We start from the raw sequence: 24,600 nt of genomic DNA on the forward strand, positions 1-24,600 counted from the left end.
CAGTATATTTGGTTTATTGCTCCCAAGTTAGCGCTTGGGAAAACACCACATCAAAACCTTGTTGTTGCACATTGATAGATAAAATGCGTTCAAGGGCATGCATTATGGTGCCATCAATTTGCCCTGACTCTTGTGGAAAATCCTCAAGCTGCCAAGGGTAACTGGTCATATTTTTCAACGCACTTGGGCGGTACCAAAACATCGAACCCGCAGGAAAAATAGGCGCGCTATCAGGCAGGGAAATCTGTAGTTTTTGCGCTAATTCTGTTGCCAACTCTTGGTTTTCACCCCAATTAATATGTTTAGCTATGTGTGGATGAAAGTTAGGTATGACCATACCTAATTGTGATTGATGGGTAAAAGCTTCCAGTATTTTTTGAATACTGTTTGGATCACCTAATAACATCCACAATAACTGCAATCGCCAGCCACTCAGTGCCGAGGAGTGCGGGGTGGATTTAGTATGCAGCTTAACCACCAAATCGCATGACTCAAGCTTAGGTGCAATGCTTAACCAAGGTAAAATATCTCTTCCTCTGTTTTCTACCGCCACTATTTCTACTTGCTGAAACTCGCTAAAGGCTAGTTCTAAAGCATTAACTAGCTTGTGCGGGCAGGTCACCACTAATTTATGTAAATAAGGTAAGTGATTTACAAAAGTTAACAACTCGGGGAGCAAGTGTTGATGGTAAACATGAATGGTACAGCCAATTTTAAGCTCACTTTGGGGCGTAGGTTTGGGTAAATGAATGGGTGTTAGGGGTAATTCTGCTGTTTCAGTCAGCTCAGTGCTTAACACACTATCTGGCCAATACTTACGTAAATGTGCTACTAGATAATCTAACAAACAGCTTTGTGCTCGTGGCGAGAGGTGTTTAAGCCCATCAGTTAACCATTGTTGATTATTTCTTATGATAAAGGCGGCTTTTACCATGTAGTCATCTAAAGCTTTACCTTGCTCAAAAGATGTACTCATTACTTTCACCACCTGCTGGTAGTGCTCAATAGTATGCATAATGCCAAGACTTTGAACTTGCTCGGCTTTAGGTTGCAAAGCTTTAGCCTTTTGCGCTAAACGCTTTTGTGCACTGGCAATAGCGGGCTTAGTGGGGTCGAGTTGTATGGCTTGATCAATTAAAGCCTGAGCCTGCTCAAGCTGACCTAATAAAATTTCCACTTCAGCCAGTTTAGCTAAGGGCACTGAATTATTGGGGGCCAGCTCTTGAGCTAATTGATAATAGTGTTTGGCTTGCTCTGGAATTTTGTAGCGCATGTACATGTCACCTAAGTGAATGTACCTATAATGATAAGCTTTAAATGCCAGGGCTCGGTGGATGGCATTTTCTGCAACTTGCCATTGTTTAAACTTAATGGCCACTACATATAAAGCATCGTACTGGGTAGATTTTAAATTATCGCGCCCTAGCAGGGCTTTCCAGTCGATATTAATAGTTGAGTCGGCAGGCAGTGCGCGTAAAGTTTCAATGGCGTCTTCCCAGCTAAGCTGAGATAAATCTAGGGTATTGTTTAAGGCTAAATCTGTTGAAGGTCCAACCGACTCAGCGGGCAAGTTTTGTTTAAGGGCAAGACTAAGTGCATCGCTGGGTGTGCTAATTACCTTTTCTTCAGTAAAAACGTCAGCCACTTGATTGAGCTCTGCCTGTGCTTGATTGCACTTATTTTGCAGCTGTTGTGGAACCATATCTAAAAGGCTCTGTGGCACATTGGCTTGCATTAAAGCTTTATCAAATACTGTGCAACTAAGGATTTGTGCTTCGAAACCTTTTTGCAAAGCGTGAGTTTTTAATTCTTGCTGCTGTGAAACAAAGGCATTTTGTTCAAATAACAAAGTGTCTTGAGGGTGCTGTTTTACCCAATTCAGCATGGCGTTAGCCGAGGCTAGCCACATTTTGGCTGCCAGCTCTGGCTGTTGCCAAAATTGATAGTCCAGCTTGCGCTGGGCAATGGGGCTAGTAAATTGTAATAACTCGCGGCTATGGCGCTTATATAAAGATGAAATTGAAAAACGCCAATCACGATAGACCAATAGGGTTTTTAAATTGCCCTGCGTGGCTTGATGCCAATTTTCAATAAAAAACACCGCGCGAGGATCTTTTAATCCTAGTAATTTTGTTGGGCTGGTGGCCTGTAATCTTTGCTGGTAATAGTTTTCGAGTTTAGTTTGAAAATAAGCTGTGACCTTTAACTGACGCTCGCCATAGTAACGCCAGTCTGTGGCATTGGCGCCTAATATTTGATCATGTAAGTTAACCGCGGGAATATCTTCAAAATGACCATTGGGGTTAGCAAAACTTGCGCCCATAAGTTGTTCACCTAAATTCACCCCGTTGCTAGCTAAGGTATTAGCCACCAATGATGTGCCACTACGGTGGAACCCTGTGCATAGATAAAAAGGCTGATTGTTTACTTCCAATTGGTTGATTCCGTTTATATTGGTTAGGAGTAATGGTGAATTAAAAATTGCATTTTGAGATGTAATCTATCGAGCTCTAGATTAAGTTCCTTTTTACTGTTTTTAGCATACTAAAGGTTTTTTGATGCTTAATCACTCAGAGTCAATTGGTTCAATGGATAAAAATTGATTCTGAGTAAAAAGACTTAATATGCCATTAGCTTACCAATAGTGGCAATGCTTGTTAAGCAAGCTTTAGCTTTCTGATTATAGAAACAGGTAGAGCCAATAAAATTTATTTTTTTTAATTATATCCTACTGACTACTTGGTCAGATTGCCATATAATACGCGGATGCTAGCAATTTGGTTTGCTAGTTAAATAAAAATGGAAGCATGTTATTAAATGGAGTTATTGTGCAAGCTAACAATCTTCGCGTTTCGCATTCTTCATCAGTTTTACATTCTCAAAATCAAGTTACGAATAGTTTAAAAGGTATCAATATTTCTTCTTTAGACACAGAGCAGCCATGCGAGTTAACACCGCATGAATATAAAGCTGCCGACAATCATATTAATTTAATTCAACAAGGGTTAAGAGTAAAAGGTCAATGTAAAATTGACCCTGAGCATCAAGCTACATTAGTTGCCACAGCAGGTAAGCGAGTGATAGCGAGTTTTCATTTTCCAGCCAAATCAACAGCAGCGAATGAAGACGAACCTGCTGTAGCTAACTCAATTAACTTTTCCATCAGGTTAGACATCAACACCCTAAGACCGCACTCGGCAGAAAGTATGGTTTTTATGTTGTTTAATAAGACTCAACGCACCTTGTTAGAGATCCCTGTGTGCGACTTTATTCGTCACGCCTTAGGCAGTGAATTTGATATTCGAAACATTGCACCTTCTTACGGTTTTTTTGGTGGGGGTAAAAATCAACCATTAAAAGTGGACGTTGAGCAAGTTTTACAGTCATTGACCTTTAGCGTTGAGCAAGATGCTGGTTATCTTAATATTGCTGGGATAAAACTCTTTGATGAGAATAATCAGCTGATTTCAGTGGAAAAAATGTCTGTGTCTTGTAGCTCGTCACATAACCCCGACCCGCACTCAACTAAAGTAGTTCTGGGGCAAGGTTTTCATTCTAAACGAGAAAATACGCCTTGGTTGACTGTTAGCTTTGCGTCTTTGCAATTTGTGAAACGCATAGAAGTGGTTAATAGACGTGATAAATGGGGCAATCGGGCACAAAAGTTACGTATAACATCGCTTGATAAAAACGCTAAAGAAAGTGAATTATATGCTCCCTTTTCTTCGTTGAATATTGCCAAATTTTTACTTACCACCTTAGATATATTGGAAGTAAAAAACATTGGTATTAGTGATCTTCAAATGCTATGTGAAAAGCCTGTAGATTTACTCTTAGCCGCACTTGAAAAGGCGCCTCTAGATAAAAAGCTGGCCTTTTTTGCTTTAAACTTTATTTCAGTTTGGGCGGCCAAAGCACCAGAACTAGCTAAATTAAATAAAGAATTAAAAGTCTTAGCTTACTATGTGTTTGCCTATACCCAAGTGCGATTGAAATGCTCATTATTAGCTTTTGAGCGTTTACTTGCCTTTAGTGATAATGTGGAAGTGTTAGAAGCCGAACTAAACATCTTGCGTGAAAAGCATCAGCAACCTTTGTTAAAATTCACTAAACATGGCTTAGCGCAGCAAGGTATGCTGGTTCAAAATGTACCAGAGGTGTTGCATACCTTAAAAACCGTCATGGCCGATTTAACTGAGTTAGGCTTAAGACCCTGTTTAGCCTATGGCACATTGCTTGGTGCCCATCGTAACCAAGCGTTTATCCCCCATGATGACGATGTGGATATTTTGATTGAATTTTCTGAGCCAGAGTTAAATAGAGACAAGGTTATTGCTCTTAGAGACAAATTAATTGCGCAGTTTGATAAAAGTAAGTATCGCATCAGTACCGATAAAGTAATGAGCAACCTGAATATTCATTTAATTCTTCGAGAAACTAACATTATGATTGACGTGTTCCCCTACTGGAATAATGCTGATAACGCTATGTTACATATGGAAAAAATGAAAATAAGAGGCATACCTAAAGCAATTTTAGCCGATAGAAAGCCAATACAATTGGCTGGCGAAAACTTTATGGCACCAGCTGATGTAGAAGGGTTTTTACAACAAAGATATGGCGAAACTTGGCATGTTTCGGATAAGTTTCATGAATGGCCTTGGCCAATTAAAACCTCAGAAGGTGTTTAGCAGTCTGCTGCACTAGTAAACTAGTTAGCCTTGACATAAAAGGCTAACTAGCAAGCTTATTTATCTCAGTAAAGATGTTTGCCATAAGTGCTTTTAATCCCAAACCATTACAGGCTAAAATGCGCCTCAACGAAAGTTAGTGAGGCCACAGTGTTGGCTTAATATCCAGCTTATTTACGACTAATAGATAAAAGCAAATAGAACCGTTCATGTGTTTTTGGCTAAGGTAAGCTGCAAACATGGAATTGTCATGGATAGGCTAAGCAAAAGCGTCTAATAATTTTATCTGTATACAAGAGCAGACTGTTGATTTGAATAAAAAAATATACATTCACGTAGGCCCGCCTAAAACAGGTACCTCTGCGGTACAAAAGTGGTTAAACAGTAACCCTTTAATTTTAAAAAAACATGGTGTGTTTTATCCGGCACATAAAGTGGATGCCAATGGTGTTAGCTCAGGTAATGTGGATAGCCTTTACGATTTAGATGACAATAAACAATTAAAGCTAAATACCGAACGTTTAGCAGCCCTGATTGAGCAATTTATGGCTAGCGACTATGCCATTTTGCTGTTGTCTTCAGAATTTTTCTTTCGTCAAATGGATGAATTACAGGCGGCAATTCCCCAGGCAAAATTTATTGCCTATGTTCGTAACCCCATAGAAACCAAAGAATCGAGTTACAATCAGTCGGTCAAGCGCCATTATCAAATAAAGCCCCTTAACCCTGTGCAAAGAAAGCGTTTACCTTTTATGGATAGGTTAGTTGAGTTTACTGAGCGTTTTGACCCACAGAGCTTGCACTTGCGCCTGTATGGCGAGCAATACTTTACCCACGCTAATATAGTGTCGGATTTATTATCTGTATTGGGCGTAGATGAAAGGGTTAACCTGCCTATAGTTAATAACTCCTACCAGTTTGAAGCCTTAGAGTTTAAACGTTGGTTTAATCAGTTTCAGTTAGAATCTTATCAAGGCGTGGTAGATAGAGCGCTACAAAGTTTTTCTGCTGGCATAGAGCAGTATTCTTTGATCCCTCAAGAGCAATATCTTAAAGATGCACAACATTACTCTGAGTTATTAAGTCATTATGCGCAAAAATTAAATACCACAGAGTTAGATCCGTTAATTAAAGACATGCCACAAATGATGGCTAAGCCTTATGTTCAGCAGACGATTTCAGCGCAACAATTTTTAACGGTTTGTGATTATCTGCAAGTTAACTTGAGTTCAGACTATTATCTATTAACTCAGGCTGTAGCCGCTTGCCAACCCATTGAAAATCAAGAGTTTTATCAGTTGTTTATAGATTCTTGTGCCAGAAAGTATCAATACTTTTATTATTTTTCTAAGGCCCGCCTTGCAGGGCGAACTTGGATTAAGTCTGTTACCAGCAAATTGGGTATTAGGCGATAATTTGATGAGCTTGATAAAACTATTTAGGAAGTCGAGTTGTGAATAAGCCCATCGCCAAGCATCTAATGTTAGCAGTTAAATCGCTTGTTGGTTTATTGCCTAAACAAACCAGAGTAAAAATGCGTCAGCATTTGTGGCTACATAATTTGTATAGCAAGAGCTTAAAAAAGTCTGGTTTATTTTATGGTTTTCCCTCACCGCGAAAGTTACAGCAATTGTATGTAAAAAATATGGCCTGGCAGCAACAAAAAATGGCCATCTTGACTCAGGCTTCGGCACAGCCAGCCAATATTCAATGCTTAGTTATTTTGTCTGGCCACCTTAGTATGGATCAAGCCACCCTAAGGCATTTATGTGAGCGTTTTCCCACTGGTGAAATTTATATTTTAGGGCAAGAACGGGCGGTTGAGCCTATTAGTGTCAACCCAGAGTTTTCAGGCAGGGTAACGTTATTTAGTACTGAGGCCTGTAAGCAAATTCACTCTTCTTTGCTAGTGCTGCGTAGTGGTGATTATTTACATGACAAAGCTATTGAGATGTTTGCTTTGGCTTCGGCAAGTGAAAACCATCCCTCTGTGGCTTATTGTGATATTGATCGGTTAAATGAACAAGGTGAGCGGTATTTAGCTGAGTTTTATCCAGATTGGAATCCTGATTTACAGCTTAGTACGGGATATATAAAAACCGCTGTGTTGCTCAAGGGTGAGCAGCTTATACTAAACTTTTGTGAATTTGCTCAAAGTCATTTTCACCCAAGTGTGGTGGCACTGTGGCTGGCCAAGCTTTATGTTCAACAAAACGCAATAGCCATTGAGCATTTTCCTTTTTGTTTAGTCCATCAAAAGCATCAATATGATTATTTGTGGCCACAGCAACTAGCGGCCATTGCTCTACCTAATATCCAAGTTGTACCAAGCAAAATGCCCAGTGTGGCTAAAGTGTCATGGCATCAAACGGATCAGCCTTTAGTAAGTTTGATTATTCCAACCAAAAATGCCAAAAGCTTAGTTAAAACCTGCATTGACTCAATCTTATCTAAAACGACTTACCCAAATTACGAAATTTTACTCATTGACAATAATTCTGACGAGCCTGAATCGCTAGCCTACTTTGCCAGTTTAGATGAGCTCGAGCCAAAGGTTAGGCTACTTAAGTACCCTCATGCCTTTAATTATTCGGCCATCAATAACTTTGCTGTAGGTCATGCCAAAGGTGAAGTGCTAGCTTTAGTGAATAACGATATTGAAGTGATTACACCTAGTTGGTTAACCGATATGTTAGGGCATGTTTTACGCCAAGACATAGGTTGTGTTGGGGCTAAGCTTTTGTATCCAGACGACAGAATTCAACATGCTGGCGTGGTTTTAGGTTATGGCGGCGGAGCAGGGCATGCACATAAATATTTCCCTAAAGATCATGCCGGTTATGCTAAGCGTTTAGCTGCAACTAATAATTTTAGTGCGGTAACTGCTGCTTGTTTGTTAGTAAAAAAATCGGACTTTGAGCAAGTGGGTGGGCTGAACGAAAAACACTTATCAGTGGCCTTTAACGATGTGGATTTTTGCTTAAAAGTGCTTAAGTTAGGTAGGCGCAATTTGTATTGTGCTGAAGCCGAGCTTTATCATCATGAGTCTGTATCAAGGGGAGATGAAGATACTCAAGAAAAGCGTTCACGCTTTCAATCAGAGCTAGATTACCTGCAATTAAATTGGAGCCAGTATATTCAGCAAGATCCGGCTTATAACCCTAATTTGACCTTACACAGAGAAAACTTTGCCATTGCCGAGCTGAAAGAGTAAAAAGCGAGCGAGGCAAGCCCATGAAATGTTTAGATAAAATTTATAAGGGTTAGATTAATAATTAGACTTTTGGCTATAAGTGCGCCAATTTTGCAGCTAAAACAGCCAATGTGGCATGAATAAAAACAGGAATTTATAGCAATTTCTGTTATCTTACTGTCAATTTTTATTCATCAAATTTTAACTTGTGTCAGTGTTACTGCTCGAGTCAATTCAAAGGGTTGTAGGTATTAACTCAAATAAACAATATTCTTATCTTAGCGATATTGAAGATTACACATTTAACCATGTAGTTATTGGCATGGCTGTTTATTCAGAAGATCGTCTTGAGTGGGTGACTGAAGCAGTTAAAAGTATGCTGGCACAGACTTACCAAGATTTTTCTTTTGTTATTGTGATAGATGGCCCAGTGGCCGCAGAACTTAAAGATTATTTACTCGATATAGCTCAACAGCATACCGCGGTACTTTTAATTGAAAACAAAGTAAATCAAGGACTTAGTGCCAGCATGAACTTTGTTATAGAGTTAGGACTAAGCCATCAGGCGCAGTACTTTTTCCGTATGGATGCCGATGATATTTCAGCCGCCAATCGACTAGAAAAACAAATAGCTTATTTTGAAGCTCATGCTGATGTGTCGGTTTTAGGCACAGCCTTAACAGAAATTAATGAAAAAGGTAAAGCGGTTGGAAAACGTAAGTTGCCGTTACGACATAAACATATTGCTAAATATTTACCTAAACGCTGTGCTATAAATCATCCTACAGTGGCGGTGAGATTTGCGGTTTTTGCCGCAGGTCACAGGTACCGCGAAGAGTTAATGAACACTCAGGACTATTTTTTGTGGATTGATTTGATGAGTGATGGCTATAAGTTTGCAAATTTAGCTGAGAAATTGCTCAATTTCAGACGGGTAAATGATTTTTATAAAAGGCGTGGTTTAAATAAGTCGTTAAATGAATTTAAAGCGCGATTTTACGCCATGAAAAAACTAAAGCGCTACTCTATTGGTAACCTGCTTTATGCCTTTTTAGTTTTATTATTAAGATTAATGCCGTCTAAAATAGTGAAAGTTGCGTACAAGTTAGATAGATTTTTATTGGCAAAAAAGGTGAAACATCATTGATAGGCGCCACCATTATTTTGTACAAGCCAGACATGGAGTTGACCTCTAGGCTAATACAAACCATTGCCAAACAAGTAGAAGTTCTGAGTATTGTTGACAACTCACCTACAGCTACCGATATTTCTATTGCTAAACATAATGTTCATTATCATCACTTTCCTAACAATATTGGAATAGCAGCTGCGCATAATATTGGTCTTAACGATCTAATGACCGCAGGATGCGAATTTGGCTTGTTATTAGATCAAGACAGTGAGATTGATGACGACTTAGCCTTTAGGTTGTCTAGTTTATTGGTGGCGTCAAAAGTAGAAGAGCGCCCGATAGTGGCCATAGGCCCTAGGATCATTTGTTCATTCTCCGAAAAAACCGTTAAACCCCGATTACAACGTGAAATTTCTGTTTACGAAAATTTAGTCTGCGTAACTCAAATCATTTCATCTGGCATGATGATCGATTTAGCTAAATTACCTTTGATTGGTTTTAAAGATGAAAAGCTCTTTATAGATGGGGTGGATCACGAGTGGTGTTGGCGAGCCAGAAATAAAAACTTATCTGTAGCTATAGCGCAAAAAGTTGAAATGGTACATAAGTTAGGTGACAGTCGCAGTAAATTTGCCGGCATAACCTATAAAGTTGGCTCACCCATTCGACTGTATTATCAATTTAGAAACATCCTTATTTTGACTCGCCGAGGTTATGTACCGACCTATTGGAAAGTACGCAATCTACTGGTGTTACCCATCCGATTTTTTGCCAACTCATTACTGCAAAATAATAAACGCGCCCGGATCCGCTTTATGCTGTGTGGATTATGGGACGGCCTATTAAAACGCCAAGGTGCCTTTAACGATAACTGGTAGAGATAAAACTCAACTTTTATCACTACCAGTTATCTTTGCTTAATTTAACGAACAAAAGGCGAGCGTTCATTCGTCAGACCATATAATTCTATGGGTTTATTTAAGGGTTGACCGCCGTCTCGCGAGATGGGGATCCAGGGCAACTCTCCTCTGCCAAGCGATGGCTTAATCGAAAATAGGTCGAAGGGGATAGAAAGATAAAAACCTTTAGTAAAACTGCCTTCTCCATATTCTTCTGCACTAACATTAGTAAAGGCTGCATAGGCACCTACTACTATGCCACTGTCAAAGCGCTTAGCAAAGTCAAAGGTCACCCCTCTATCTTTAGCTAAATATTGCCCTACCTTTACGGTTAACAAAGCGTCTTTAAGCATTTCAGGCTGCCAATAGAGGTTAAGGTGCCCAGTTAAAACTTTATAGTCGAACAGCTCAAACTCATCATCAAAGGCACGTTGCTGCACATAGTTAATGTCGAAGCCAATTGCTAGTGAGGTGTCTACGGGGCGATATAATACTTCTGCGCCTAGGCCGCCATACATGGTTTCTAAATACCCTGCATAAGCTTGCGCATAAAGGTTTTTAGCCACTCTGTCGTTCCAGTGTAAATACAAGTTTTGCATGGAAATATCGTTATTCGATACGTATTCTCGAATGTTAGTTCTTACCCTAGGCAAAGTGCTGGGCGCCCGGTCGGTGGTAAAGTTAAATTTGTCAAAGTTCTCGAATAGGTTAACTTTTATGGTGCTGGATAGGCTTACTTTGCCGTTAAAGCTATACCCTGCATTAGCTAAAATTCCACCTTGGTATAAATAAAGTGCTTCTGGGTTGCCAAAGGTCTGGATCCAAAAGGCTTCTATGCCAGTGAAAAAGCCTGAGGTATTAGTTGGGTTAAAGTGCTCCAAAGTGTCTTGACTCAAATCGTTGCGTGAGTAAGTGTCTTGAATATTCGGCTCTAAGGTTTGATAACGTGCATATTGTTTAAAGGCTTTAGCGTCTATTTGCGTTTCTACTAAGGGCACTGCGCCTACAGTGTCTACTATACGATAGGTATCAACAGAATCAGGTAGCTCAGAGGCAACCACTCTAGCAACACGTTCAACGGCTTCTTGTTCGTCTCGGTAACTTAATTGTTGACCATAAAGTGTGACAACTGAGTCGGTTAGGTGTGAGGTATTGACCGCAAATCCAGCGTGATAATACAGGTCTTGGGTTAGCTTGGCCCCATCAATTTGGGCAAGGGTAAAATCATTATTACCTTCAGCAGGAAGTTGACGCTTAGGGTTATCTATTTTGGTTTGCGTTACCTGATGCAAGTTAAAGTTATAGCTAAGGGCAAAGCCTAAGGTGTTACCCCTTTGGTAATTAAGGCTAAAGTCGAAGTTTTTCCATTTATAGGCCGCGCCAATGTTCCAGCGGCTTTTTTGCTCAAGTTCGCCTGCACGATCATGTTGATAGTTGTTACCTTCGTACTCTAGTTTTAAACGTAATGGCTGCCAAGGGGTTTGATATTCAATACCACCAAAAATGGCGGCAGGGCCTTTGAAAAATCGTTGATAATCGATTTTTCCTCCTAATCCGGCAAAACCACCAGGTCGGGTACAATAGTCTTCTTGTATTTGGCAAAACGGGTTAGCAATATTATTGTTGGAACCTAAATAACCCCAACCAATATTTAGGTGAAAATTAAGATTGTTGGTTTTTTTACTTAAACCAATAAATTCACTTTCAAAAAATCCTGTTCCACCAAAGTCTCTAAATCCTATGGACACTTCGGGTAAATAGTAACTTTCTTTTAAAAGTCGCAGTTTAAGGTCAATGCCTTTGTCTTTTAAGGTCTGATCGCCACTAAAGCTAGGGAAAGGGCTATATAATCGAGTACGAACGTCTGTGTAGCGCACAGTAGACTGTAACCATGGGTACAACTGCAGAGTTGCAGACCAAAATCGGTATTGGTCGTTGTCTGAATAACTAACCCGCAAGTCGCCATCGTTTAACATTCGAGAGGTCGGGGTTTGAATTAAACCCGTTCCCCCATGAGCCATAAGAGAACTTGAATTGCTAGCTTGAACAAAATAACCCTTGGCAGATTGTTGGGCTAGTGCTCCCTGACTGCTTAGCACTGACAGAGTCAACACAACACAAAGCTTAATTGGATGACGGATTAAACTTAGACTCATTTAGCTAACCTATTGGCGGCAAGTTGAACAATCTGCTGATTGAGGGTGTCAAATTCAGCTTGAAAAAACCTGGCTTTAAAAGGCACAAAAATTTGACTGCCAGGCATGGCCTCTTGATAGATTTTGTTCCAATAAGCTACAGGTACTTTTAGTTGACGCCCATCAGCTTGCAGTAAAATTACATAATCTTGGTCGGCCAAGTTAGACAAGTTAATTTGCTTAAGGTAGCGATTTATATCGCTATGATTGTGGTGTGTTAGGGTTTTACTTTGTTGTATCGCGCCAAACACTTCTACGCTAGGCTTACGCTCACTTAAATATAAAATGTAATGCCCTGGGGTTAAGCGTGGGTTCTTAGAAGGTTGAAGCCGAGTTAGATCGTAGTCTATTTGCGTAGGTAAACGATAAGCTAACCTCCAACTCTGTATTTCTGTTATTAATGCTTGAATAGATTGAGCTAGCTCGGGCTGTTTTTTTTGATACTGGTTTAACAACAATTTCAGTGTTGTTAATACCTGTACTTTAGTGTGGTTTAAACCCTCATCACTGTTTTTATAAAGCGCAGCACTTGGCCAATACCAAGCTTGCTTTTGTGCTAAGGGAGCCAGAACCTCAGTTAAATAGGGTTGATGCTTAAATTGATAGTCTTGTTGTTGAAAGCTAATAGTGACTTCAGCTTGTGTACAGTAACTGCTAAGCAAAGCCATAAAAGACAAAAATAAAACGAAAGGCTGCTGCATGGTTAGTGATCCAAAGATTGAGGTTTTAAGCGGGCAATTCTGCTCAAGTAAGTAATCTGTATATGCTCTGTAAAAGGAGAAAGCTTTTGCACACTTTTTATTTGCTGGCCATTTGCAGCTAGCCAATAATGATTGGTCCATTGGGGCTCAAGATCTTTAAACGCTGAATCAGATAAGTATTCAAACTCTTCTTGGTAATGCCAGGTGTCTAGCTGTAAATTGAGCTCAGATAGTTTTTCTATGATTGGTGTCTGTATAGTAGATTGGATTTCGACGCCAAACATACCATTGTTAAGGTCGATAATAGTTTGCCATGGGGAGAGTTTTTGCTTAGGTAAGCTTGCTAAAGACTTTAGCGGATCTTGATGCAGATTAGATACAAATAAAAGGTCAGATTTTAAGCCAAGGGTTCTTACCACTCGGCCTTTTTCCATAACCAATACAGCATGATCACTAGATACCCATTTGTGTTGCTCTTGTTCAATGAAAGCTAAGGCCATGATCACACTTGGTCTATCGCCATATTTAACTGAAATAAGATCAACCTCAGAGCTTTTTATCTGTTCAAGAGTAGGTTGTTTAATAATAGGCGGAGAAAAAGCATAGCTAAGGGTTTGATAATAGGATTGAAAAGTGGCGCTGCAACCACTGATAAAAACAAAAGCCACTATATTTAAGGCTAAGACTTTTATTTTCATTCGCAATAATATCCGCAGTTAGAAGGTAAATTAAATAACTAGCAATAAAAAAGCCGCCCATTTGGCGGCTTTTATACTGAAATGCTTACTTAAACAGATGGCAAGTAAGTAAAAGTCACTGGAACAGTGATGGTGCTAGTCATAGTACCAGTACCAGTTACTGTCACTGTTGTAGAAGTGCCAGTACAAACGCCATCAACTAATGGATCTGAACCATTACAAGTTGGAGTTGGTGGTGGATCAACCGGATCGATTGGATCTACTGGATCAATTTTAACTGTTGATTTACCACGGCTGTTTAGAATAAAAGCTCCAACAACAGCAGCAGCAGCACCTACTTTAAGTACTTTTTCGTCTGTTAGGCCACCAGCAGCAGAAGCTGATGCATTACTGCCACCTGCATTCTCTTGCGCTACTGCACCGCCTGCGAAACATAAAGCTGCAGATGCAGCAATAAGAATTTTTTTCATTGTACGTTCCCTTGGAGTTTGAATTTTATCAATTACCTGTGAGTGTAATTGAATACGTTAACTAGCTCAATAGGAGAATTTAAATATAGTAGAGGTTTTTTTGCAAGCTTTTAGGTATTTATACTGGTTGGCACTCAGGCTCAGGCTATGCGACTAAATCAAGCCTTGTATTTAGCTACAGTTTTTGCTTTTATTGCGGTCATTTTATAACTAAGTGTAAGCTTGGTATAAGCCTGTGTTTAGTTGAAGGGATCTAAGGTAGATGAAAGTAACAGTATTCGGAATTGGATATGTAGGCCTTGTACAGGCTGCAGTTATGGCAGAAGTGGGTCATGATGTAGTTTGTGTTGATGTAGACCAAAATAAAGTCGATAAATTAAAAGAAGGGCAAATTCCTATTTATGAACCTGGACTCACGCCTTTAGTTACCTCTAACTATCAGGCTGGTCGTGTTGATTTTACTACAGATGCCGCCAAGGGAATTAAACACGGGGAAGTAATCTTTATTGCAGTTGGCACACCACCAGATGAAGATGGCTCAGCGGATTTAAAGTATGTTTTGGCCGTTGCCGAAACCATCGCCACTCATATGCAGTCGCATAAAATCGTGATCAACAAATCTACAGTTCCTGTTGGTACAGCAGACAAAGTAAAGGCAAAAATCGCCGCAACCTTAGCCAGTGCGAACAAATCTGTTACTTATGATGTGGTATCTAACCCTGAATTTCTTAAAGAAGGCGCAGCGGTAAATGATTGTATGCGCCCAGATCGCATTATCTTAGGGACAGATAGCGAAAAAGCCGAGAAAAAATTGCGTGAGTTGTATTCACCCTTTAACCGCAACCACGACAAAATCATAGTGATGGACATACGCAGTGCAGAGCTGACTAAGTATGCAGCCAATTGTATGTTAGCCACCAAAATTAGCTTTATGAACGAAATGTCTAATTTAGCTGAAGTGTTTGGCGCTGATATTGAAAACGTTAGAAGAGGAATTGGCTCAGATCCTAGAATTGGTTATCAATTTATTTATCCGGGGTGTGGCTATGGTGGCTCATGTTTCCCTAAAGATGTGCAAGCGCTCGCTAAAAGTGCAACAGCTGCCGGTTATACTGCTCGAGTATTGCAGGCGGTAGAAGAAGTTAACTACGCACAAAAAGAAAAATTATTTGAATATATTCACTCACACTTTAATGGTGAACTAGCAGGTAAAACAGTGGCTTTATGGGGTTTATCATTTAAGCCCAATACTGACGATATGCGCGAAGCTTCTAGCCGCGTATTAATGGAAAGGTTATGGGCTGCAGGTGCTAAGGTAAAAGCCTTTGATCCAGAAGCGATGGAAGAAACCCAGCGTATCTATGGCAGTCGAGAGGATTTGTCTTTAATGGGTACAAAAGAGGCCGCCTTAGAAGGGGCTGACTTTTTGGTAATCTGCACAGAGTGGCAAGCCTTTAGAGCACCAGATTTTGAGTTAATAAAACAAAAACTATCCATGCCATTAATTTTTGACGGGCGTAATTTATTTGAGCCAAAACTCATGATGGAATATGGATTGCATTACTATGCAATAGGTCGAGGATTATCAGTAAAAGGGCACTCATTATGAGCCAAGTAAAAAAAGCCGTCATACCTGTTGCAGGTTTGGGCACCAGAATGTTACCAGCCACTAAGGCTATCCCAAAAGAAATGTTACCTGTAGTGGATAAACCACTTATTCAATACGTGGTAGCAGAGTGTGTGGCAGCGGGAATAAAAGAAATTATTTTAGTTACTCATGCCAGTAAAAACAGCATTGAAAATCACTTTGATACCAGTTTTGAATTAGAAGCCACCCTAGAAAAACGGGTAAAGCGCCAATTACTTGAAGCAGTACAAGGTATTTGCCCTAAAGACGTGACTATTATGCACGTGCGCCAAGGTGTAGCTAAAGGTTTAGGCCATGCCGTATTATGTGCTCGTCCTATGGTAGGTGACGCGCCATTTGCGGTTGTCTTGCCGGATGTGATTATTGATGAATATGCCAGTAATTTGAAAAAAGATAATCTAGCAGACATGGTGGCTAAGTTTAACACTAGCCGTGTTAGCCAGATTATGGTTGAGCAAGTGCCACATGAAGATGTAAGTAAATATGGGGTAGTAGATTTAGAAGGGCTTGAACTTAAACAAGGTGAGTCAGGAAAAATCCACGATATGGTAGAAAAGCCCGACCTAGCCGACGCACCCTCAGATTTAGCTGTGGTTGGCCGATACGTATTGTCTGGAAAAATATGGGATTTATTAGAATTTACACCGCCTGGCGCCGGTGATGAAGTTCAACTAACAGATGCCATATCATCGTTAATGAAAACCGAACAAGTAGACGCCTATTACATGAAAGGCAGAAGCCATGACTGTGGCAGTAAACTTGGTTACATGACCGCAAATGTAGAATATGCGTTACGCCACCCTGAATTGGCAGAAGATTTTAAAGACTTTATTTCAAGTTTAAAACTTTAAATAAAAGGCCGCTCAGAGTTTGTCTGAGTGGCCTTTGACTTTTAACTCACTTTTATATGGCCTTTTAGTTTAGCCAGCATTTTTACCCCAACGCCTTTTACCTTAGTTAGTTCATCAACCGACTTAAACTTACCGTTTTTAGTGCGATATTCAATTATGGCTGCGGCCTTTCTTTTACCTACACCAGGCAAAGTGACCAATTGATCTAAAGTAGCGGTGTTTAGATTGATGCTAGCGGTTTGCATTTGTGATACCTGACTTTTTTTACCTTCAGCGAAAACAACTTGGCTAGTCAAAGTTAAATATCCAAAGCACAGCAGTAATACAAAGATGAGTTTGTTCATGATTAAAGTCCTTCTTGTAGATTCCATTTTGATGCAAATGCACCTACTCAAACATAGTTCACGCTTAAGTATTCGTAAAGCTGCAAAGCAATTTGATTCAGTTAAAACAAAGGGCAGAATACCCCTGACTTTGCCGCCAGAGACTGGGTTAATTTGGTCCATTGTGGTGCGGATAGAGAGAGGGTATCTAAAACTTCAGAAAGCCTGGAATTGGCAGGGGATTTATCCATTTCTTTGGAAAAATAAATCTCATTAGCCATGCTTAAACTTGCCGAAAGTATTGACGTTAAGAGGGCAAGCTGCTGGTTATTAGCTTTGTGGCTAAGTGGGAGATCGTGTTGTTTCAATAGGGTTAAAATGAGTTCTGGTTGTTGCCATGCATGGGCCAATTTAATTGCACCTGATTTTAACTCTTTGGCTTGCTCTCCCTTTATTAAACCTTCTACTGAATAGGTATTACTGGGCTCAGTATACCAATGATTTAAGGTTCGCTGGCTAGCAAGCGTAAAGAGTCGAGACAACAAAAAATACACTATGTCGCCCATCATATGCATGGCATCTGGCTGGTAAGTTTTGCTTAGCTCCTTAGCGATAAATACCGTAAGTTGAGTAAAGTGGTAAAATTTTTGTTGTAAGGGAAAGTGAGACTGATTGAGCCTAGCTAACAAAGCGTGTTGTAGCAAAATGCTAGCGCATCTTTCAAACCCCAACATAGCAATGGCCTGTTGTAGATTATGCACAGCTTGTTTTTGCCTGTTACTGATAGAAGCACTAGATAATAACTGCTGAACATATTCTGGTTCATTACTAATGGCTTTTACCACTAACTGAATATCGGTTTGGGCTGCTTTAAGTTGATCTTGAAGCACTAATAAAGAGGCAGGAGCTTTGCCTATGGGAACCGATGGAAAAGCCGCTGCTGTGCAAGGCGTTTTTTGTGCATGACACCAGGTATTAAAGGCCTCACCCCAATACAGATTTAAGCGCACCAACCTTTTCAAAGCCTGACAAGGGTATTGCTGCTTAATCGCGTTATCCTTGATTAAGCTAATAGGGGGGCTATCTGAAGCCTTACTTGGCTGAGTATTAGTTGCTAGTTTTTGACAAACCAAACCTGATGGATGTAAGGCTAAAACTAGCTGGATAGTCTGCTGGTTGTCTTTAACATAACTACCGGGTGGAATAAGTCCAGGATAGGCCACTAAAGGGGATAATAGTGCGTAAAAACCTGAGCTAGTTTGTAAAGTCAGGCGTTTTAACGCTGCGGCAAAAGTACATGCTAGGCCAGTTTTGTTAGGCGTACACAATAACGCGAGTTTTTGTGCAAAATAACAAACTGCAGATTCTGGACTGAGTGTCTGCAGGTAACTTTGTTGGGTAACTTTTTTATTACTGCAGGCCTTATCACTCAGTTGCCAAATGTTTTGCCTATATTTAATCAATAAATTTGCCATAGCTTTGGGTTGTGGCTGTAGCAGTATTTGGGCGCGGTGATTGGGGGCTAAGTGATAAGCTTTGATTTGTGAATGAGAGCGCGCAAAAACACTAATAGTGCTACACATAAGTTGAATGCACAGATTAGGATCAAAGCGGTTTCTTATTGCAATTAAACAGCTAAATACACAGGCATTAAAACTAAGGTTTACCCAGTATGGAAGCTGAGTTTTATATAACTGGGGTTGAGCAAAAACTAAATTGGGCTGTGAGTTAGCAAGCTTATACAAAGACTGACAAAAAGCTAGGTTATCTCTAATCAGCTGTATATCTGTGGATGGAGTTTGATAGGCCTTAAGTAACTTTGCCAGAGCAATATACTGCTGCCTAATAAGTTGCTCTGGCGTTTGTGTCATTTAGCCGTCGATAAATGCCTGATAGGCATTGTCGCCCCATGCAATTAATTCATTATTTTCAAATAGTAAGGCAGTACATTCATCTAAAGTGGTGATGCCATCAGCTTGCTTGTGCTGTGTACGATAGAACATTACTTGTAACTCAGTGTCACCATTGCGTTTAGCTTCGGTAATATCTGGGCTGCCTAATAGTTTTAGAATGTTTTTCTTTTCTAAGCCTAACTCGAGTTTAGAAATTTGAATTTTGTTATATTCTTCGCGATCTTTCCAATCCATATCTTGAGGCGTGTCTGGGTAAAAGGTGATCACCGCAGCCACAAAGAGGGCATACAAGCCCATGCCTATAACAATTCTCTTAACAACTTTTTTATTCATAAGTGTCTTTCTAACGTTAGCTCGTTTATATGATATCTAAAGTGTGGGTGCTTTTCAGTTTATTAATCTTGTATTTTGGCTATCCCAACTTATTTACTAATTTGATAGCAAGGCACATAAGCACTGCCAGGGAGTTTCATTCTTTGTTGTTCAACAAATGATTCTAATAATTTGTCCATCATTTGCATTAACTTAGGCTCGCCACTAAGTTGAAACGGTCCTTGTTGTTTGATTAAGGCTACACCTTCGGCTTTTACATTGCCTGCAACTATGCCAGAGAAGGTTTTACGCAAGGTGGCAGCTAATGCAGTTTTCTCTTGATCTAAATGTAGGTTTAATTGCGCCATGCTTTGATGATCTGGGCTAAAAGGTTGTTGAAATTCGTGGGCTATTTTTAACGACCAATTAAAATCGTAAGAGTCACCTGTTGTTCTACGATAATCTCGCACTTGAGCTTGTTTGTTTTTAATGATTTTAGCTACTTTGGCCGCATCGCCCACTACTATTTGATATAAACTTTGCGCCTCTTTGCCCAGTGTTTCGCCAATAAAATGGTCGATAGATTCAAAATAGGCTTTGCTTTGCTCAGGGCCAGTTAAAATAATAGGCAAGACTTGTTGCGCATTTCTTGGGTCGAGCATAATACCTATTAGGTACAACAACTCTTCAGCGGTACCCGCGCCACCAGGGAAAATAACTATGGCATGGGATAAACGTAAAAAGGCCTCTAAGCGCTTTTCAATATCGGGCATGATGACCAGCTCATTCACTATGGCATTAGGTGGCTCAGCGGCAATAATACCTGGCTCGGTTAAGCCTAAATAGCGACCATGTTTATACCTTTGTTTGGCATGACCTATAGTGGCACCTTTCATAGGACCTTTCATTGCGCCTGGGCCGCAGCCAGTGCAAATATTAAGCTCTCTAAGGCCTAATTGATAACCTACTTCTTTAGTATATTGATATTCAATTTCACCAATAGAGTGTCCACCCCAGCACACCACCATATTAAGTTCAGCGGTATTTTTAATGGTTTGAGCATGACGTAATATGTCAAACACGCTATGCGTAATGTAGTCAGAATCCTGCGGGGCTTTTAAGGCTTGGGCTGAATATTTGGCCCCCATGTGCAATAGGTCGCGCAGTACCGAAAAAATATGCTCGTGCACCCCTTTAATCAATTTACCGTCTACAAATGCATGGGCGGGTGGATTAACCAATTCAACTTTTACCCCTCGCTCGCGGCTAATTAAATTCACGGCAAAGTCATGGTGGGGAGCAAAGATATTATCACTGTTATCAATTTCTGCACCGCTATATAACACTGCTAAACAACAGTTGCGAAAGAGTTGATATAACTCACTGTCAGTTGATTGATTCAGTAAATTAACTTCCAATTGTGAAAGTTGACTCATTGCCCCTAATGGATTGAGTTGAATTTTTTGCATAACCACCTAACTAAATGAAGGTAAAGGGTTAATCTAACTATATATTGCTTAATTTGCGACTATTGATTTATTGCCTAGCTAATCTAAATTCAGGATAGATAGTTTCAAAGTTACTTCTAAATGGGTTGATGTCTAACCCTCCGCGCCTAGTGTAACGGGCATAAACGCTGAGCTTTTGTGGTTTACAGCTGTTGAATATATCGCAAAATATGCGTTCGACACATTGCTCATGAAATTCATTATGTTGTCTGAATGAAATCAAATAACGTAACAAGCCTTCTCGATTAATTTGCTTGCCTTGATACCTTATAAAAACGCTACCCCAATCTGGTTGATTGGTGATTAAACAATTGGATTTAAGCAAGTCACTAGTAAGGGTTTCCTCTACTTCATTTTCTGCAACTGTTAGATAATTTGTGTTTAATTGGTAGTTATCTATTTCAATGTCTAATTCATCAATCGACTCAGCCGCCATACTGCCAAGTTGTAGTTGATTAAATTGCTGAGCAGAAAATAAATTTACTGTGACCTTGCCTTTAGCACATAAAGATAAGTCCTGAATTAAAAGGTTTTTTACCTGTTCGCTAGACTCAAAGCGACTTTGATTAAAGCTATTTAAATACAATTTAAATGATTTAGATTCGATTAAGTCAGGTGAAGAAGCTGGCACCTCACAACGCATAATAGCCACTTGTGGTTTGCCCTTGAGGTTTAACCAAGAAAGTTCGTATCCATTCCATCTGTCTGTGCCCGTAAAGGGTAAACTTTCAGTCAAGTTTAGCTCAGCTCTATTCATGCTTCTTGGCACAGCTTGCAGTAACTCAGGGCTGTATGACTCTATATAGTCAGTGGCTTTACCTAAATTTAGTTTGGCAAGGGTGGCGTGTTTGTCTATGTCTTGGCTCACAATAATTCTTTTATTAAGTGTCGTCTTGAATAGCTCAAGTTTACCTTATCCAAAGCAGGCTCGACAGCCCACTCTTGGAAAATTGCAAGTACTACTAGATAATAGTCAGGTAGTTTAACCCTAAGAGTATTCCCAATGAGCGATCCTGTAAGCCATGCGCTAAGCCAATTTATCCAAAAATATCAGGCTATGGCACAATCCCATCCAGATATGTTAACGATTGAATATGATCCTCAATGGCCTTCTGAGTGTTATCAATCTCAGCAGCAAGGGCAGGTTTTATGGAGCCCGGTAAAACGTAATTCAGCTACCCAACTAACTGATTTAGCCAAAGCTTTAGATATTCAAATTCATCCAGATATTGTGAGTTTTTTTACAGCGTTTTGGAGTGATAACTTAAATGCTAAAACCACCCAGGGGGCTTGCCAGTTGTTGCAAGCTTGGAATCAAGATGACTTTGAACGATTACAACAAAATTTAGTTGGGCATGTCTTAATGAAAAAAAGGCTTAGGCAGCCAATAACCTTGTTTTTTGCATTAACCGACGAAGAAGATTTTATTTTGAGTATTGATAATCAGTCGGGGCAAGTTGTACTTGAACAAGTTGGATTAGAGCCAAAGCAAGTATTGGCGCCAAATTTAGCCGACTTCATTGTTACCTTGTCGCCTTCATCTACGGCTGATTGTTAACTGACTGAGTTAAGTGGGTAATAATCTGTTTTAGCTCTTTAACTTGCTTTTCTAATTCGGCAACTCGTTGAGTCAAAGAGTGATTATTAGGCTTAGTAGTTAAGTTCTGTGACTCAACAGGTGTGTTATTTGACTTTCTCACATCAGGCTGAGTTTTCCATCGCTGCAGGCCTTTAATTACCACTGGAATAGGTAGTGGCTGAGAAGCATGATTGCGGATCAAAGCTACAGTGGGCGTTTTTCCTTGCTGGGCTAAATCACTACAAATTTTAATGATTTTGTCGATGTCGTGCATTTTATTGGTCAAAACCCCTAATTTATTAACTTTTTCACTATTTTAAACTGAATTCAAAAGCCTTAAATTTAAAATAATTCCTTTAAATACAACAGCTTAATATGTTGGCCTTAATTTTGAATAGATTAAGCCCATTGAGTGTAACTCAACATTTTAAGCATGCTTAATTTAGCATATTGAAGCAATAAAAAAAGAAAAGGAAAGTGACATGAAAAAGTTATTAACGGCTGGGTTAGTGGGTTTAACCATTGGATTAAGTGGATGTGTGATCTCTGTGGATGGGGATGGCAATTATAGTCATCAATCTGATTGGGAAAAACAAGAGCGTAAAAATCGTCAACTCATCGCCCAACTAATGCCAAATCAGGATTTTCAAGTAGTGAAAAACCGTTTAGGCACAGCGGATTTTAATGAATTTTTCGAAAAAGACGGCAATACCTATAGAGTATTGTTCTATCGAACTCATCGTACCGAAGGTGACGGTGTGACCACTAAAGACGAATGTACCCCTTTAGTGTTTAAAAATGATCTATTGGTTGGCTGGGGAGATAGTGCCTACCAATTTCTAGAGCGTTAATTTTGTAGCAAGCCGAATTGGCTGAGCAATTCGGCTTGCTTAACTTTTGCCATTAGATTGGAAATAGTGTTAAAAATTTATGTGTAATTTCTGTTAAAGGCTTAACATCTTGTTAACATGAGGTGGCCTATAAGGTAAAGTAGGCAAAAACAGGATTGGACAATAAAACGTGACAGAACTACAAGAACAACAAATTGCTGATGTCGCTAATATAAAGGCGGTTTATCTTGCAGCAGAAGATCTTAAAATTGCCGCGTCAATTTTATATTTAGCCTACCATGACGATCCCTTATTTTTAGATATATTTCAAAGTGAAAAAGAAGGGTATGAGTCGCGCTTACGCTCGGCGATTCGAGAAGAGTTAAACGCCTTTTGGTTAGCCAAGCAACCTATGATAGGCCTATTTGATGACGAACGCTTAGTAGCAGTAGCTTGTCTAGTTTGCCCTGATTCAACATTAGGGCCAAATCGATTTTGGCATTGGCGACTCAAAATGTTGTTAACGGCCGGATATTTTGGCACCAAGCAGATGGTCGAAAAAGAAACCATAGTGCGAGATCGGGTGCCGGCTAAACACTTTCATATGTTGTCTTTAATTGGTGTACATCCCGATCAACAACACCATGGCTTAGGACATGTATTAATGAGCGCGATAGAAGGCATAATGCTCGAAAACCCCGATAGTGAGGGTATTGCTATGTATGTAACCTTACCTAAATGTTTGTCTTTTTTCGAAGATGGGCACTATAGTTTAGTCGAGGAATTACAAGTGGGTCATATTAACGGGCATTTAATGTTTAGGCCTAGAGAGCTGAACTTATAAGCTGGGAGATTTTGCTATAAGCTTTGTAAGAGATTTCGTACAAAGCCGTAAGTAAAGTCCTAAAGATTGCTCAAAAAATTCCCTCCTTATTTTTAATTTATTGTTTTATATAGTTTTTTTATTAAGCCCTTATTTTTAAGGGCTTTTTTTATGCAGAATTAAAAACTTGGATGTCGCAATCTTTTTTCATTCCTCTATCTTTAATATCGTCACAAGGAAACACGACGAGTCAGGATGACACAAGGACGAACTGGATTACTTCATAGATGAAGTCGATGAGTCAAGGGGACTCATTTAAGGATAGGAACTCAGGATGAGGCCTTAAAAGGAAATAAGGCAAAGGACTAGGAAACACATAGATGTGTTGTTTGACATGGATGGTTAAACTAAGGAAAAGGACACGTCAGGATGGCGCCTCGTTAGATTACGAGATGAAAGGACAAAGGACACACTCAGGATGAGTGGCTCATCGGGATGAATGAGACTGGAGGGAAAGGGCGTAATAAGGATATTTTAAGGAAAGATTTTGCAATGGAGCGCAGAGATGGACCCTCAAAATTCTATAAAGGCGTGTCTTGAAATGTTCAAGTCACGCCTTTTTCCTATGTGGCATTGATTCATAGGAATTAATCGACACTTTGCCTGATAAAGGTTTTATTTTTTACCGCAAAGTTAATTTTGATTTAGTGTTTTTAGCAGATAGCGGTCATTGGGCTTGGCTTAAATTTAAAAGCACGCTTCGCGCATCATCCTTGATGTTTTTCACACAGAATCCCTTCTGTGTGACTTACTTTTTGTCTACAGCCACAAAAA

General features: G+C 39.7%; 21 protein-coding genes. 10 read left to right on the forward strand and 11 right to left on the reverse strand.

Annotated features, from left to right (window positions below):
- Positions 1-13 precede the first annotated feature (13 nt).
- On the reverse strand, positions 14-2,371 hold the full coding sequence (locus ACVCDT_RS04985) for a rhamnan synthesis F family protein (protein WP_447131647.1): 2,358 nt from the start codon (positions 2,369-2,371) through the stop codon (positions 14-16).
- Between the two features lie 457 nt (positions 2,372-2,828).
- Here ACVCDT_RS04985 and ACVCDT_RS04990 point away from each other — a divergent pair, with 457 nt between their 5' ends.
- From ACVCDT_RS04990 to ACVCDT_RS05010, 5 genes are all read left to right on the forward strand, one after another.
- Positions 2,829-4,691, forward strand: coding sequence for a LicD family protein (locus tag ACVCDT_RS04990; RefSeq protein WP_447131648.1), 1,863 nt, complete (start codon positions 2,829-2,831; stop codon positions 4,689-4,691).
- A 311-nt stretch (positions 4,692-5,002) separates the two neighbouring features.
- Positions 5,003-6,106 carry a sulfotransferase gene (locus ACVCDT_RS04995; protein ID WP_447131649.1) on the forward strand — a complete coding sequence of 368 codons (1,104 nt, stop codon included), beginning with the start codon at positions 5,003-5,005 and terminating at the stop codon, positions 6,104-6,106.
- Between the two features lie 38 nt (positions 6,107-6,144).
- Positions 6,145-7,905, forward strand: coding sequence for a glycosyltransferase family 2 protein (locus ACVCDT_RS05000; protein WP_447131650.1), 1,761 nt, complete (start codon positions 6,145-6,147; stop codon positions 7,903-7,905).
- Between the two features lie 301 nt (positions 7,906-8,206).
- A complete protein-coding gene (locus ACVCDT_RS05005) occupies positions 8,207-9,031 on the forward strand; it encodes a glycosyltransferase (protein ID WP_447131682.1) in 825 nt (274 codons plus the stop codon).
- Positions 9,028-9,894, forward strand: coding sequence for a glycosyltransferase family 2 protein (locus tag ACVCDT_RS05010; RefSeq protein ID WP_447131651.1), 867 nt, complete (start codon positions 9,028-9,030; stop codon positions 9,892-9,894). The genes ACVCDT_RS05005 and ACVCDT_RS05010 overlap by 4 nt, the downstream gene beginning before the upstream one ends.
- Before the next feature lie 44 nt (positions 9,895-9,938).
- Here ACVCDT_RS05010 and ACVCDT_RS05015 read toward each other — a convergent pair whose 3' ends face one another.
- From ACVCDT_RS05015 to ACVCDT_RS05030, 4 genes are all read right to left on the reverse strand, one after another.
- On the reverse strand, positions 9,939-12,071 hold the full coding sequence (locus tag ACVCDT_RS05015; RefSeq protein WP_447131652.1) for a YjbH domain-containing protein: 2,133 nt from the start codon (positions 12,069-12,071) through the stop codon (positions 9,939-9,941).
- Complete coding sequence (locus ACVCDT_RS05020; protein WP_447131653.1) at positions 12,068-12,811, reverse strand: capsule biosynthesis GfcC family protein; 744 nt, start codon at positions 12,809-12,811, stop codon at positions 12,068-12,070. Before ACVCDT_RS05020 ends, ACVCDT_RS05015 begins: the two co-directional genes overlap by 4 nt.
- Before the next feature lie 2 nt (positions 12,812-12,813).
- On the reverse strand, positions 12,814-13,509 hold the full coding sequence (locus tag ACVCDT_RS05025; RefSeq protein ID WP_447131654.1) for a YjbF family lipoprotein: 696 nt from the start codon (positions 13,507-13,509) through the stop codon (positions 12,814-12,816).
- A gap of 89 nt (positions 13,510-13,598) precedes the next feature.
- The gene (locus ACVCDT_RS05030; protein WP_447131655.1) at positions 13,599-13,979 is read right to left on the reverse strand and encodes a hypothetical protein; all 381 of its coding nucleotides are present in this window, start codon (positions 13,977-13,979) and stop codon (positions 13,599-13,601) included.
- A 262-nt stretch (positions 13,980-14,241) separates the two neighbouring features.
- On the opposite strand from ACVCDT_RS05030, the gene ACVCDT_RS05035 reads away from it, so the two are divergent.
- Together ACVCDT_RS05035 and galU are read left to right on the forward strand one after the other, a co-directional pair.
- Positions 14,242-15,588, forward strand: a complete 1,347-nt coding sequence (locus ACVCDT_RS05035; protein WP_447131656.1) for a UDP-glucose dehydrogenase family protein — start codon at positions 14,242-14,244, stop codon at positions 15,586-15,588.
- Positions 15,585-16,478 (forward strand): UTP--glucose-1-phosphate uridylyltransferase GalU, encoded by an 894-nt coding sequence (gene galU, locus ACVCDT_RS05040; protein WP_447131657.1) that lies wholly within the window; start codon positions 15,585-15,587, stop codon positions 16,476-16,478. The genes ACVCDT_RS05035 and galU overlap by 4 nt, the downstream gene beginning before the upstream one ends.
- A gap of 41 nt (positions 16,479-16,519) precedes the next feature.
- Here the strand turns inward: galU and ACVCDT_RS05045 are convergent, their stop codons facing one another.
- The 5 genes from ACVCDT_RS05045 to queF all read right to left on the reverse strand — a co-directional run bounded on the left by ACVCDT_RS05045 (position 16,520) and on the right by queF (position 21,402).
- Positions 16,520-16,822 (reverse strand): ComEA family DNA-binding protein, encoded by a 303-nt coding sequence (locus tag ACVCDT_RS05045; protein ID WP_447131658.1) that lies wholly within the window; start codon positions 16,820-16,822, stop codon positions 16,520-16,522.
- Positions 16,823-16,923: 101 nt separating this feature from the next.
- Entirely contained in the window at positions 16,924-18,672 is a 1,749-nt protein-coding gene (locus tag ACVCDT_RS05050) for an HDOD domain-containing protein (RefSeq protein ID WP_447131659.1), read from the reverse strand.
- Positions 18,673-19,047 carry a DUF3192 domain-containing protein gene (locus tag ACVCDT_RS05055; RefSeq protein ID WP_447131660.1) on the reverse strand — a complete coding sequence of 125 codons (375 nt, stop codon included), beginning with the start codon at positions 19,045-19,047 and terminating at the stop codon, positions 18,673-18,675.
- 89 nt (positions 19,048-19,136) lie between these two features.
- On the reverse strand, positions 19,137-20,495 hold the full coding sequence (gene ppnN, locus ACVCDT_RS05060; protein ID WP_447131661.1) for a nucleotide 5'-monophosphate nucleosidase PpnN: 1,359 nt from the start codon (positions 20,493-20,495) through the stop codon (positions 19,137-19,139).
- A 67-nt stretch (positions 20,496-20,562) separates the two neighbouring features.
- Complete coding sequence (gene queF, locus ACVCDT_RS05065) at positions 20,563-21,402, reverse strand: NADPH-dependent 7-cyano-7-deazaguanine reductase QueF (RefSeq protein WP_447131662.1); 840 nt, start codon at positions 21,400-21,402, stop codon at positions 20,563-20,565.
- A gap of 135 nt (positions 21,403-21,537) precedes the next feature.
- Between queF and syd the strand changes: the two genes are divergently transcribed.
- On the forward strand, positions 21,538-22,092 hold the full coding sequence (syd, locus tag ACVCDT_RS05070; RefSeq protein ID WP_447131663.1) for a SecY-interacting protein: 555 nt from the start codon (positions 21,538-21,540) through the stop codon (positions 22,090-22,092).
- On the opposite strand, the gene ACVCDT_RS05075 is transcribed toward syd, so the two are convergent.
- Positions 22,076-22,387, reverse strand: coding sequence for a hypothetical protein (locus tag ACVCDT_RS05075; RefSeq protein WP_447131664.1), 312 nt, complete (start codon positions 22,385-22,387; stop codon positions 22,076-22,078). The genes syd and ACVCDT_RS05075 overlap by 17 nt on opposite strands.
- 208 nt (positions 22,388-22,595) lie before the next feature.
- On the opposite strand from ACVCDT_RS05075, the gene ACVCDT_RS05080 reads away from it, so the two are divergent.
- Positions 22,596-22,964, forward strand: coding sequence for a DUF3192 domain-containing protein (locus ACVCDT_RS05080; RefSeq protein ID WP_447131665.1), 369 nt, complete (start codon positions 22,596-22,598; stop codon positions 22,962-22,964).
- Between the two features lie 169 nt (positions 22,965-23,133).
- Entirely contained in the window at positions 23,134-23,787 is a 654-nt protein-coding gene (locus tag ACVCDT_RS05085) for a GNAT family N-acetyltransferase (RefSeq protein WP_447131666.1), read from the forward strand.
- Positions 23,788-24,600: the final 813 nt, after the last annotated feature.

This window comes from Paraglaciecola aestuariivivens, assembly GCF_052983255.1.